Source organism: Limosilactobacillus equigenerosi DSM 18793 = JCM 14505 (assembly GCF_001311375.1).
Lineage (GTDB): Bacteria > Bacillota > Bacilli > Lactobacillales > Lactobacillaceae > Limosilactobacillus > Limosilactobacillus equigenerosi.
Map to the genome: position 1 here is coordinate 187,686 of NZ_BBAS01000001.1, position 13,506 is coordinate 201,191.

At 43.8% G+C, this 13,506-nt stretch carries 10 protein-coding genes and 2 pseudogenes; 6 read left to right on the forward strand and 6 right to left on the reverse strand.

Features of this window, described 5'->3' with window-relative positions:
• Window positions 1-40: 40 nt before the first annotated feature.
• The 4 genes from ptsP to JCM14505_RS00990 form a co-directional block, all read right to left on the reverse strand.
• Window positions 41-1,759 (reverse strand): phosphoenolpyruvate--protein phosphotransferase, encoded by a 1,719-nt coding sequence (gene ptsP / locus JCM14505_RS00975; protein WP_054652236.1) that lies wholly within the window; start codon window positions 1,757-1,759, stop codon window positions 41-43.
• A 191-nt stretch (window positions 1,760-1,950) separates the two neighbouring features.
• Window positions 1,951-4,356 (reverse strand): phosphoketolase family protein, encoded by a 2,406-nt coding sequence (locus tag JCM14505_RS00980; RefSeq protein WP_054652238.1) that lies wholly within the window; start codon window positions 4,354-4,356, stop codon window positions 1,951-1,953.
• A 146-nt stretch (window positions 4,357-4,502) separates the two neighbouring features.
• Window positions 4,503-5,300 (reverse strand): Cof-type HAD-IIB family hydrolase, encoded by a 798-nt coding sequence (locus JCM14505_RS00985; protein WP_054652240.1) that lies wholly within the window; start codon window positions 5,298-5,300, stop codon window positions 4,503-4,505.
• A gap of 10 nt (window positions 5,301-5,310) precedes the next feature.
• Window positions 5,311-6,039: a GntR family transcriptional regulator gene (locus JCM14505_RS00990; RefSeq protein WP_054652242.1), complete on the reverse strand. Its 729-nt coding sequence runs from the start codon at window positions 6,037-6,039 to the stop codon at window positions 5,311-5,313.
• Window positions 6,040-6,149: 110 nt separating this feature from the next.
• Between JCM14505_RS00990 and JCM14505_RS00995 the strand changes: the two are divergent.
• The 6 genes and pseudogenes from JCM14505_RS00995 (at window position 6,150) to JCM14505_RS01015 (ending at window position 10,449) form a co-directional block, all read left to right on the forward strand.
• Window positions 6,150-6,652, forward strand: a pseudogene (locus JCM14505_RS00995) (aminoacyl-tRNA deacylase).
• Window positions 6,653-6,739: 87 nt separating this feature from the next.
• Entirely contained in the window at window positions 6,740-7,399 is a 660-nt protein-coding gene (locus tag JCM14505_RS01000; RefSeq protein WP_054652244.1) for a hypothetical protein, read from the forward strand.
• 87 nt (window positions 7,400-7,486) lie between these two features.
• Window positions 7,487-8,847: pseudogene (locus JCM14505_RS01005) on the forward strand (C69 family dipeptidase).
• A gap of 98 nt (window positions 8,848-8,945) precedes the next feature.
• Complete coding sequence (gene nrdI / locus JCM14505_RS01010; RefSeq protein ID WP_054652246.1) at window positions 8,946-9,425, forward strand: class Ib ribonucleoside-diphosphate reductase assembly flavoprotein NrdI; 480 nt, start codon at window positions 8,946-8,948, stop codon at window positions 9,423-9,425.
• A gap of 144 nt (window positions 9,426-9,569) precedes the next feature.
• The gene (locus JCM14505_RS09085; protein WP_156402529.1) at window positions 9,570-9,899 is read left to right on the forward strand and encodes a hypothetical protein; all 330 of its coding nucleotides are present in this window, start codon (window positions 9,570-9,572) and stop codon (window positions 9,897-9,899) included.
• Window positions 9,880-10,449 carry an IS982 family transposase gene (locus JCM14505_RS01015; RefSeq protein ID WP_054652248.1) on the forward strand — a complete coding sequence of 190 codons (570 nt, stop codon included), beginning with the start codon at window positions 9,880-9,882 and terminating at the stop codon, window positions 10,447-10,449. The genes JCM14505_RS09085 and JCM14505_RS01015 overlap by 20 nt, the downstream gene beginning before the upstream one ends.
• A gap of 515 nt (window positions 10,450-10,964) precedes the next feature.
• Here JCM14505_RS01015 and JCM14505_RS01025 read toward each other — a convergent pair.
• Together JCM14505_RS01025 and JCM14505_RS01030 are read right to left on the reverse strand one after the other, a co-directional pair.
• Entirely contained in the window at window positions 10,965-12,332 is a 1,368-nt protein-coding gene (locus JCM14505_RS01025; RefSeq protein WP_054652252.1) for an NAD(P)/FAD-dependent oxidoreductase, read from the reverse strand.
• Window positions 12,333-12,504: 172 nt separating this feature from the next.
• Complete coding sequence (locus JCM14505_RS01030) at window positions 12,505-13,218, reverse strand: IS30 family transposase (RefSeq protein WP_225352200.1); 714 nt, start codon at window positions 13,216-13,218, stop codon at window positions 12,505-12,507.
• Between the last annotated feature and the right edge of the window lie 288 nt (window positions 13,219-13,506).

Below are 13,506 nucleotides of genomic sequence, written 5' to 3' on the forward strand. Positions count from 1 at the left end.
CTACCCAGCACGTAGATCCATTTCGAGCACACATATTTAATTACTTGTTAAGCCGGGACTTAACTAATTCGGCAACTTCTTCCGCCGTGGAAAGGTTGATTGCTTCTTCAACTAATTCAGCACATTCCTTCGTGTCAAGCTTGCTCATCATACTCCGCGTCCGTAAGATTGACGTGGCGCTCATGGAGTATTCATCTAAGCCCATCCCCATCAGTAATGGTAAAGCAAGTTCATCCCCGGCCATTTCACCACACATCGCTGCCTTCGTATCGTGACGGTGAGCTGCTTCAATGACATGCTTAATCACACTCAATAAAGCGGGGTTCAATGGTTGGTAAAGGTATGAAACTGATTCATTCCCCCGGTCAGCAGCAAAGAAGTATTGAATCAAGTCGTTCGTCCCAATACTAAAGAAGTCAACTTCCTTCGCCAAAGCGTCCGCATTAACGGCTGCTAATGGAACTTCGATCATCATCCCAATCTTCACGTTATCACCTAAGCCAGGGTGCGTTGCTTGCACTTCCGCCTTAGCTTCTTCGTAAATCTTCTTGGCAGCCCGTAATTCAGCCACCGTCGCAATCATTGGGAACATGATTTGGATTGGACCAAATTCAGAAGCCCGGACTAAAGCCCGTAATTGCGTCTTGAACATATCAGGTTGTTGCAAGCAAATCCGGATTGCCCGGTAACCTAAGAATGGGTTCAATTCTTCTGGCAATGGCATGTAGTCAAGTGGCTTGTCACCACCAATATCCATCGTCCGTACCACCACTGGCTTACCATTCATGCCTTCAACGGCCTTCTTGTAAGCTTCAAATTGTTCATCTTCTGATGGGAAGTGATCACCACTCATGTAAAGGAATTCGGACCGGAATAAACCAACCCCATCAGCACCTTGCTTGGTTGCATCTTCCACGTCATCTGGTGTCCCGATGTTCGCAGCAATTTCAAATTCCTTCCCATCCTTAGAAACGGATGGTGCATCAACTAACTTAGCCCATTCAGCTAATTGCTTTTCGTAATCAGCCGCCGCTTGTTCGTACTTCGCAACTTCTTCTTCACTTGGATTCAAGACAGCATCCCCGTTGAGCCCATCAACGACCATCATTTCGCCGTCCTTAGCGTCCGTCGTAATCGTTTGGGAACCAACAATGGCTGGAATCCGTAACGTCCGCGACATAATCGCAGCGTGACTCGTCCGGCCACCAAGGTCCGTAATCATCCCCTTGACGAACTTAGCATCCATTTGGGAAGTATCAGATGGGGTAATTTCATGTGCCACAATAATAACTGGATGATCGATTCCAGCAATGTTAGGAAGTTCTTTACCCATTAAGTTACTCATGGCCCGCTTAGCCACGTCCTTAACGTCAGCCGCCCGTTCCTTCATGTATTCGTTGTCCATTGACGCTAACATGTCAGAGAACATTGTCGTAACGGTATCAACGGCTTCTTCGGCACTCACCTTGTTTGTTTCAATGCTGTCCTTAATTTGCCCCATCATTTCAGGGTCAGAAAGAATCGTAATGTGCGCATCGAACACGGCTAATTCTTCCGCGCCTAGGCGGCTAGCTGCATTTTCCTTGATCGTTTCTAATTGCTTAATTGACTTTTCAAACGCAGCTTCAACGCGGGCGTATTCCGCAGCGGGGTCGTCAATCGTCTTCTTTTCATATGAAAGATCAGGATCAACTAATAGGTAAGCTGGGGCAATTCCAATCCCATCGCTCGCAGCAATTCCTTTAACAACTTGTGACATTTTAAATCCTCCTTCAAGATATGATAAACGATTATCATATTATCCATTTAACAATTATAAAGCGCTTTCATTCAATTTACAAGTAATTATATAAAATTCAAAAATATTTTATCCCATATATAAAAAGCGCCGCTCCCAAAATGGGAGCGACGCTTTTCACATTATTACAATGTGTTTTAAGTCAATTGTAATTACTTAAGCCCAGTCCACTTCCAGTTAACAACTTCAGGTAAGTCCTTACCTTCAGCGTGAACGTAAGCAGTGTGCTTAGCAAGCATGTTATCCATTTCTTGGATAAATGCCGTAGCCTTTTCTTCGTAACCAGCGACCTTAGAAATTGCCGTCTTAGCAATGTCGAACCGGTCCATGTGGTTCATAACACGAACATCAAAGCTTGACGTGATGTCACCGTTTTCTTCGTAACCGTGAACCGTTAAGTTGTGGTTGTGACGGTCGAAGAAGATACTTTGAAGCATGTCTTGGAATCCGTGCCATGCGAAGACAACTGGCTTGTCAGCCGTGAAGTAACGGTCGAATTCTTCGTCCGTAAGACCTTCAGCGTTCCGTGACGTTGATAACAACTTAAGTGGTTGCACAACGTTGATGAAGCGAATCTTCAATTCAGGGAAGGCGTTGTGAAGAAGGTCAATAGCGGCCAACGTTTCTTCGTTAGGTTCCGTACCAGCAGCTGCCATAACAACATCTGGTTCTTCACCTTGGTCCGTAGATGCCCATTCGATGTAGCCAAGCCCGTTCTTAGCGATCGTAGCAGCTTCATCCATTGAGTACCATTGGTAACGTGGGTGCTTAGACGTAACGAAGAGGTTGATAACGTCTTGGTCATTGAATGCCAAGTCAGATACAGCCAAGAGTTGGTTCGTATCTGCTGGGATGTATTCCTTGATCATGTCTGGACGTTCCTTTTCGAAGAGGTGCGTTAACAGACCTGGATCTTGGTGCGTGTAACCGTTGTGGTCTTGTTGGAATACCGTAGAAGTATCAACAAAGTTCAAGGCAGGAATTGACTTACGCCAGTATTGTTCCTTAGCCTTACGGATCCACTTCATGTGTTGCGTTAACATTGAGTCAACGACACGACCGAATGATTCGTAAGTAGCGAAGAAACCGTGACGACCAGTCAACGTGTAACCTTCTAACCAACCTTCAGCTTGGTGTTCTGAAAGTTGTGAGTCGATTAAACGACCCTTTGGTGCTAAGTCTTCATCTTCTGGTTCGTGAATCGTGTCCATCCATTGACGCTTTTGGTTGTCAAGAACAGAGTAAAGACGGTTTGACTTAGATTCGTCAGGACCAAATCCACGGAAGTTGTTAGGGTTCAATTCCATCATCTTGGAGAGGTACTTACCCCATTCAAGCATGTCTTGAGCCTTAACCGTCCCTGGTTGGTCAAACTTGATAGCGAAGTCATCAACGTTAGGCATAACAAGTGGCTTTTGGTCAGCCCCACCGTTCGTAGCAGGGTTAAGAGCCATCCGTTGTGCACCGTGCGTAGCGTTAGCAAGTACTAATTCCGTAGGTGCCCCGTTTTCGTCGAATAATTCTTCTGGCTTGTATGACTTCAACCAGTCAACTAACATGTCGGCGTGCGTCATGTCGTCTTGAGCAACTGGAAGTGGAACTTGGTGAGCCCGGAATGAGTTTTCAATTGGGTTACCATCAAGATCCTTAGCTGGACCAGACCAACCCTTAGGTGCACGAACAATGATAACTGGCCATGCAGGGATTGATTCATCGTTGTTTTCACGAGCATTCTTTTGGATAGCCTTGATTTCTTCAACAGAAGCATCAAGTTCCTTAGCCATTTGTTCGTGAACATCCATGATGTCCTTGTAACCTGAGAAGGCATCGTCTTCAACCTTGTAAGCTGAAACGAAGTGAGGCTTCCAGCCAAGACCTTCGAAGTACTTCGTAAGTTCTTCGTCGCTCATCCGTGCCGCAATCGTTGGGTTAGAAATCTTGAACCCGTTAACTTGAAGGATTGGTAATACCGCACCATCAGTGATTGGGTTGATGAACTTGTTTGAGAACCATGATGCTTGAAGAGGACCCGTTTCGAATTCACCGTCACCGATTTCAACGGCAGCGATTAAGTCTGGGTTATCTAAGATAGCACCAACCCCGTGTGAAAGGGCGTAACCAAGTTCCCCACCTTCGTGAAGTGAACCTGGAACTTCTGGAGCGGCGTGAGAAGCCGTACCACCTGGGAATGAGAAGTGCTTGAATAACTTAGCCATCCCCTTTTCATCTTGGGTAAATTCTGGGTAAAGTTCAGTGTATGAACCGTCAAGGTATGAGTTGTATTGCATAACTTGACCACCGTGACCAGAACCTTCGATGTAGAACATGTTAAGGTCGTACTTCTTGATTGCCCGGTTTAAGTGAGCGTAAATGAAGTTTTGAGGTGCGATCGTACCCCAGTGACCAATTGGCTTTGGCTTAACATCAGATGCCTTTAATTCCCGACGTAGCAATGGGTTGTCCATCAAGAACATTGCACCTGCAGAAAGGTAAGTCGTTGCACGCCAGAAAGCGTCAACGCTTTCCAAGTATTGCTTGGAATCGTAATCTACAGTCATAGATATATCTCCTTTTTATAAAGTAACTACTACGTTTGACTTAAAAAAACGCATTGTAAATCCTGAGTTACGAGAATTTACACCCTTAATCATACTAATTTTTTTGATAATTGTCAACCTTTTTGAACATTGGAACGGTCCAATTTTTATTTTGGTGCATTTTGCTTTAAGTATTGTTCAATTACTTGGCGGACTCCTTGTTCCGTATTCGCCGGGGCGCTAAATTTAGCGACTTGTTTAGCGACGTTCATTCCATTCGCCATCGCATAACTATAACCAGCCCACTTAAGCATCGTGACATCATTTTGCCCATCCCCAAAGGCCATCACTTGACTCGGATCCCAGCCCATTTCATCCGCCAGACGTTGCAAGCCGGTCGCTTTATCACAGCCAGTCGCAATCAAATCTAAATTACCGTACCCACTAGAAACGCCGGTAATTTCCGGGACGCGAGCTTGAATTAATTGTTGCACAGCCGTGACTTGATTTGGCATCACGTCAAGTTGCATTTTCACAATTGGCGCCGTAATTTGGGTCCAATCATCGATCCGCTTTAAATTCAAATAATGTTTCGTTAAAACTTGCCAAACTTCATCACTAACATCATCCATCAAGTAGGCTTGCTCCACCGTTGAAATTAACCAAAACCGCGCGTAAACCTCGCGACGAAGCTTATCAATGGCTGCCACTGAAGCCGGCTGCATCGCAACACTATCAACCAATTGACCATGAACGACAATTTCACCACCATTTTCAGCCACCATCATGATTCGATCAGCCACTTCCGCAAATTGTTGCCGTAATTGGTAATGTGGATTGCCACTCGCGACGACAAATTGAATCCCCGCCGCTTCTAGTTGTGGTAACAAGGCTTGAAACCACTCATGATCATACGTTCCGTGTTCATTTAAAAAAAGTCCCGTCCATATCAACGGCAATTGCATCAATCATCAATTAATCTCCTTGTAAATTCGTAAACGTGTTGTAGCGCATATACTGATAATGGAACCGCATATTTGAAACTTCAAACGGCGTGCCGTCATCTAAGAAAAAGACCCCATCTAACAAGGCCACTGGTTCGGTTGATTGTAATTGTAACGAGGCTTGATCAGTCGCCGTTGACGGGGCCACTGAGACACTTACAAACGACCGCGTAACTTGTTTCTTCAACGCCGTTTCAATATGTTTAAAAATTGATTCTTGCGCCACTTCATGTGAAATCGTGGGCACAATTTTAATCGGAATATAGCTCGTTTCCAACATGAATGGTTGATCATCAATGTAACGAATCCGTTTAATTTCATACACAAAGTCGGTCGGCCGTAAAAATAAATCGATTTGAATATCTTCACTCGCGGGGATAACTTGCAGCGATTGCACTTCAATCCGCTGTTGTTTGCCATCAAATTGAAAACTATCGGTAATTCCCAGATTAGTCCCTTCGTAGCTAAACATTCCTTGTTGGCGCAAGTATAAGGGATTAATAAAGGTCCCTGAACCACGCTTTTTAAAAATAATTCCTTGTTGGGCTAAAACTTCTAACGCCCGTTTAATCGAACTTCGACTGACTTCATACTCACGGCTTAAACTCCGTTCGTCAGGCAACCGCATCGCGGGATATTGACCAGCCACGATCTTTTGTTTTATATCCTTCATAATCGTGCGGTATACTAAGTCTGACATTGGCGTTCGCCTCCTTTATTTGTTAATCTGCTGTTATCCATTATACCAACCCAATTAAAAATTGGATATTGGCAACTAAATAATTGGGACGAACCACTTTATTAAGGAGTATCTTATGGGGAAGAAAAAAAGGAATTAAGAAAACCCAAGTTGAACAAATTTTAGATAAAACAACATCGCTTACGAGCAATTCAGTTTTGCAACCGTCCAAGCAAAAACGCCCGGGATCTTCACATGGATCACCAAGGAATTGACGAACATTTAATTTATAAAACCTTGGTCTTAACGGGGAATGTCACTGGTCCAGTCGTTGGAGTCGTCCCAATTGATCGCCATTTAGACGAAAAAGCACTGGCCCGCGTCTCTGGCAATAAAAAAAGTCGACATGGTGCCACTCAAAGACCTCGTGAAAACGACTGGCTACGTCCACGGTGCCAACACCCCGGTGGGCATTTATGAAAAACATCACTACCCTATCTACATTGATCAAGAAGCCCAATCAATGGACTTTATCTTTGTGTCCTCGGGTCAAGTCGGTCGCTCGGTCAAATTAAATCCGGTTGACCTGGCGAATTTAGTCCACGCTGATTTCGCGCCCTTACAAAAGCAATGATGGAATTCATTCACTCACCCTGGGGCACGATTATCATCTGGGGACTCTTGACGCCGAGTTTGCTCGCGTGGCTCGTCAGTTGGTTAGGTGAACGCTGTAAAATGGCGGCGGTCCAATTTTTTTGGCTATCAAGCTCAATTTATCTTAGGTGGCCTGGGGATTATCATCCACGAACTCAGCCACCTCATCATGGCGTTGCTGTTCCATCACCAGCTTACCGGCGTCCGGTTGCTCCGCCGACCCGACCCGAATGACCCGACCGATAATGCACTCGGCTACGTCGCCCACCGTTGGAATGAGCGGAGTTGGTACCAAACAATTGGCAATTTTTGGATTGGAGTTGCCCCCATTATCGGTTGTCTCGGTAGTTTAGTCGCCATCATCCGTTTCCTAACCCCCAGTTGGTATAACACGCTCATCAGCACGTTAGGCACGGGAAATTTGGTGATCGCCAACCACACCCCGTGGTGGCAATATCTGCTCGCCATTTTGTTAATCATTCAATTAAGCGTGGGCGGCTTTGATTTAAGTTTGGCTGATTGGCAAAATTCTAAGGCCGGCTTAATCGCCACGGTGATCACCATTGGGGCTGCGCTGGCCCTTAGCAACTGGCTTTGGGGCCCGGTGGCAATCCAAACCTGGCTCAATAGTTGGATACCCCTAGTCAATTGGCTCTTATGCTTCGCCAGCCTCATTAACGGATTAGTGCTATTATTATTTTATTGTTGCTATTTATTTAAAAATTAAAGTTAAAGAAGGTTCTTAAAATGAAAAAAATTATCAGCATGTACCACCGTGTTAGTTGGTAAAAAGGCCACAATTGACGGCTCCACGATGGCCGCCCGGAACGACGACACCTTCAAGCCATTAACGCCGCAACACGTCGTCGTTTACCCCGCCTATCATGACCACCCCAACCAAGTGCACTCTTATTTAAATGCCTTCGTTGGCGACCGGCCCGCTGATGGCGCCCGTTACCAAGGGGTACCCAACGTCAACTTCCAACAAGAAGGGGTTTACGATGAAAACGGCTTTAACGAATTTAATGTTGGGATGAGCGCCACCGAAAGTGTCTACGCCAACGAACGAGTCTTAGCCTACGATCCATTGAACGAAACTAGTGGGATTAACGAAGATGTCATTGTCGCGATGGTCTTACCATTCATCCACAGCGCCAAAGAAGGGGTGCAATATCTTGGCGAGCTCGTGGCGAAATATGGTTCCGCCGAAGGAAATGGGGTCATTTTCGTTGATCAAAATGACGTTTGGTATATGGAAATTGTCACCGGCCATCACTGGGTCGCCCAACGGATCCCCGACGATAGTTATGCTGTCACCGGGAATCGGGTTGCCATTCAAACCGTTGATTTTGATGATCCGGATAACTTTATGTGGTCTGATGGCATCCGCGAATTCGTCGCCCACCACCACTTAAACCCCGATTTAGACACGTGGAATTTCCGCCACATTTTTGGGACGGCGACGACCTTTGACCAACACTACAACACGCCCCGGCAATGGTACGGCCACCGCGTTTTATCACCAACGGTTGACCTTGATCCACTGGATTTTGATTTGCCATTCATTTTGCCAGCAACGCATCAATTGACCTTGAAGATGTCCAAACAGTCTTGAGCAGCCACTACCAAGGCACGGTTTATGATCCCCTCGGTAATGGTACTGACCACCAAAAGAGCCAATTCCGGCCGATTTCCTTAAACCGGACCCAAAATTCCCACATCTTACAAGTCCGAGCTGACGTTCCCGCTAGCGTGGCGCCAATTATGTGGATGACGATTGGGGTCCCAACTTTCACCCCCTATGTTCCCTTCTTTGGTAACGGTGAACAAATCGATGCCTCATATCGGCACACACCAATGACTTACGACCGCAATACCAAGAGTGCTTACTGGATGTATCGCGAACTGTCCATGCTGGTCGAAAGTCATTACGGGGACTTCTTACAAGCTGACCTCGATTACTTAAAAGAAGTCCGGCAATATCTCTATACCCAAGTCGCTTTAGTTACCCAACAAGTTATGGAACATCCCGATCAAGCCACGAAACTTATTGATCAAGCCCATCAAACCATCGTCCGTGAACTTGAAACGCGCACAAATCAATTGATTGGGCAATTAATCATGCACGGGCTTGAATTATCGAAGTTGACGTTTAAAATGGATGCCAATTTGTAATTTCATCATTGACTCGCAAATTCTTGCCAGGATTTCCTTATTAACAGCGTACAATGAATCACTGATTCGATAACACATGCCTAACTGGGAGGATTACCATGAAAAATCTAACTTGTCTGTATATTTCAATTAGCGGGAACACGCGCTCCTTTATGCACCGGTTAGTCGCTTACGCTGACCAAATGCATACCATTAACCCGGATGAAGCGCCCACCATTTCAATTAAAGAAATTTCTGATGCCACCTTACCAGCCCACGAAGACACCCCCTTTTTCGTCTTTGTACCCACGTACTTAGACGGTGGCGACGGGATTACTTCCGGCACGACCGAAATCATGACTAATGCGCTTGGTGAATACATCCATGATGGTGATAACGCCAAGCTCGTGATGGGTGTGATTGGCAGCGGGAATAAAAACTTTAATGAACAATACTGTTTGACCGCGCGCCAATACGCTCAAGCTTTTGATGCCCCATTCATTGCCGATTACGAACTCCGGGGGACGGAACAAGACCTCGCCAACGTTTATCATCAAATGATTACGGCGTCCAAATATTATAAATATTTACAAGCATAAGAAAAACGCACCGAAAATTCGGTGCGTTTTTTTTGTTTAACTCAACCTAACTATAGTGCATGGTGCTAGTTAAAAATTGTAAAACAAAAAGTCTAACATGGAGTAAACTCTTAAGTGACCAAACTATAGGAGTTGTTACATACCATGTTAAACCACTTAAATTTTAAAGAAAAACACGCGACATTACAAGGAAATTTTGAGTATTTTGAGAAAATTGCTCGTTCCTTGTATGCCAACCTATGTCCCACTAGCTTAAAATCTCGTAAGAACAGTCATTTAGCACTAAATTCCGATACTGAGGTATTGACACTCATGCTTTACCAAAATGCAATTGGTGTTAATTCACAACGTAAATTTTATCGGGTATTTAGGACGTCTTTCCCAGAAAAGACATTATTAAGCCGTTCACGTTTTAATCGGCGTTCTCGTCAACTCTTTACCGGTGCTTGCTATAATGCGTCGCAGATTAGTTGAAATTAGCGGACCTGGAGCTGACATTGCCATTATAGATAGCTTCCCGATGCCTTTATCAATGTCACATAGACGGTACACCACAAAAATTTTCAAGGATATTGCAGATGTCGGTAAAAACACGACAAAGAACGTAAAGTTCTACGGTTTTAAAGCTCATGTAATGACATCAGCTACAGGTATAGTTCTGAATTACAGTATCACCAAAGCATCAATTCATGATGTAAGGGTAGCACCTGAACTAATCGCTGAAAGTCCATGCAAGAATATCCTTGCGGATATGGGATATATTGGTGAAGACTACGTCGCTTATGCCAAGGATTTAGGCTATAATTTCTGGACCCCATATCGCTCTAATATGAATGGTGCAAAGGAGCAAAATAGTTATGATTTAATTCGCTGTAGAGGTAAGATAGAGCGTTGTTTTTCGATTTTAAACAGTAATTATGACATCGAAAAGAATCGCGCCCGTTCTTTGACAGGTTTTCAAACTAGATTTAAAGTTTCTTTATTGATGTACAATTTAGGATTCTATGACTTGCCAATCAACTAGCACCACGCACAACCTTTATTATCATTTACAATAAGGGTGACATCTGTGCCAAACATTGGATTCTTTTTTTATACTGCTGTAATCCACCTTATAAGATTTCATTTTATCTGCGTACGGAAAATACTCTTTATTTCGTTTATAACTTTCAAGACACTCATCAAACGCCTTATGCGCTTCCTCACTCTTCACAATTTTGACCATTTAATAACGTTGATATCTGCCCACTGCGTAGATTCCTCCTATTAAAAGCACCCAAAAGGCCACTACTCCCGCTAAAGCTATTAATACTCTTTTTAACATAAAATCTTCCTTTCTTGGGCACCTTTAATATAACAGACAATCAATCAATTTATATCTCAAATAATTTATTCTTATAAACCTTGATATATAGAAACTTACGGATAATTAACTTATCTTATAATTTATGTATAGTCACGAATTTTTGTTATGATAACGTTTGCGTGAAACGACAAAAAAAGGCACCTCACATTACATGAAGTACCTCGGTCTTTATCTTAGAATCTTGCCCAGCCTAAGGCGTGTTGTGCCGCCAAATTTAGTAAACTCCATTGACGGTCGTAGCCTGGTTGGAAGAAGAAGTCGGCCTCAGCCAAATCTTCCAAGATTAATTTATGTTCAATCGCTAGTGATAAGACATTGGTTTGGGCGGTGATATCATCACTAGATAAGACTGCCCCACCTAAAATTTGGTGACTATCTGGGTCAAAAGTTAAGCTGACGTATACTTTGGCATTGTCTTTTTCTGGAACGTATGCCGGACGTTTGGAATCTTCATAAAATGAAGTCGCAATCTTCTTGCCAATTCTTCCAGCAGAAAAGGTGTTTAACCCTGCTGAAGCCCCGTGTAAGTCAAAGACACCAAAGGCTGAAGAGCCCACCACTCCTTTAAATGGACGGGATGGCTTACTTTCAAAGAGGTGACTTGCAAGATACATGGCTTCACGGCGTGCTGTTGTTGCCAAAGCGACGGGCATGTGAGCTTGACCTGGGATAGACCATGGTAAGATAGCATCCCCAATTGCGTAAACATCAGGGAGATTAGTGCGCAAGTAAGCATCTGTTTGGATAAAGCCCCGATCAGTTAAATCAACGGTGCCCTCAAGCCATTTTGTATTTGGTTTAACTCCGGCTGCGACAATCACTAAGTCTGTATCAACTTGACCCTTGTCCGTCTTTATAGCTGTGACCTTACCATCCCCTTCAAAGGCTTCAATTTTAGCCCCTAAGACCTGAGTGACATGGTGCTTTTCAAGTTCAGCTGCGACAAGGTCTGCCAATTCGTCGTTGACATAATTGCCCATTGGTTTGTCAATCATATCTAAGAGCGTGACATTACGCCCAGCATTGGCGAAGACTTCGACAGCTTCAACCCCGATATTTCCGGCCCCAATCACCGCAACATTCTTGATAGCGGGATTGTTCAAAGCAGATTTAATCTTGCCGGCCCAGTCATATCCACGCATGAGGTAGATATTTTCAAGGTCATTTCCTGGGACAGGTAGCGTTTGAGGGGTTACCCCAGAACTAAGAATTAACTTATCGTAGGAAACCTCTTCTTCTTGGTCAGTTAAAACGTCTTTAACGATTACTGTCTTCTTATCAGCGTTAATCTTTGTAACTTGGTGATTGTTGAAAATTCGCCCTCCCTTAGCTTCAAGGTCAGCAGGGGCGAAGTTTCGCACATCATCTTTAGCGGTCGCCTTATCTTCCAAGTACAACTGCATCCCACAAGACATGAAAGAGACAAAATCACCCGCTTCATAGATTGTGACATCAACATTATCGTACTTGTCTAAAAGTTCAAGTGCGCTTTGGTGGCCACCATGTGAGGCTCCGACAATGATAACTTTTTGTTTTTCCATAATAAACACCTCTTAATCTTGACGAAAAAAATATTGTTTACAACTTAAATATAGTTCTTCTTGAAGGCAGATTGCAAGAAATAAATTGAACAAATTATGAACGGTAATGCTCCATAAAGACTTCAAGTGGTGTTCGCCAGTTTAAACACTTGAGTGGCATCGTATTCATTGTCTAGTTAATCCGCATTAGTTCCTCATCACTAGCTTCTTCAATTGGACGTCCGACGTCCCTTAGGTATAAAGCGGCGTAAAGCACGGTTACGATTCTCGTTAGCTCCACGTTCATGTGGCGCGTAAGCGTGGGCTGCTTGTAACCAGAGAATTCCTTCCCATGGTCTACAGTAATCGACTTCATACCTTTAGTTCCTAACTTTTCAGCTAGGTCAAGGATAGCTTCCGTCATGGCGGCACTATTACGGCCGCTTAAACGTGTCACAATATAGAGGCGACTCATTCGCTCTAAAAACGTTCCTAAAGCTTGTCCTTTAGTCTTACCTGAAAGAACTATATCGCCCTCAAAATGGCCAAAACCAAGCCGCTTATTATCATCTTCAGGGCGGTCTTCAATATACTTACCTTGTTGAGTATCTTTCCCTCTGGTTTCAGCTGCACGTCTTCTACGAATTCCTTTATCTGGAAGGTTTTCTAGCTGAATATCAAGTAAGTTATTATCAATCCAGTTATAGATTGATTTGAAGCAAAATTTACTCTTAGACATAGCCGCAACTGTTTCGGGAGCCCAATGAGAGTCCTTGATTTTACTTTCGATATCATCCTTTATATCACTGGTAAGAATCGATTTTCGACCTCGATGTGATACTTTTTCAAGGTAGTCTTCATGTGCTTTTTTTAGCGTGATACGTACCTTTAATGCGGTGGATTTCATTAAAGACCATTATGGTTTTTTGTCCACTCAATGTTCAACTTAAATTATACAATCTGCCATTTTAAACAGTAATTATGACATCGAAAAGAATCGCGCCCGTTCTTTGACAGGTTTTCAAACTAGATTTAAAGTTTCTTTATTGATGTACAATTTAGGATTCTATGACTTGCCAATCAACTAGCACCACGCACTAACTATAATAAAAAAAAGGGTGCCATTTCTAGCACCCCGCCGGCTGGAATCAAAGGGAGCTACCCTTTGACCCACTTTTGCACGCTGGCTCATTAT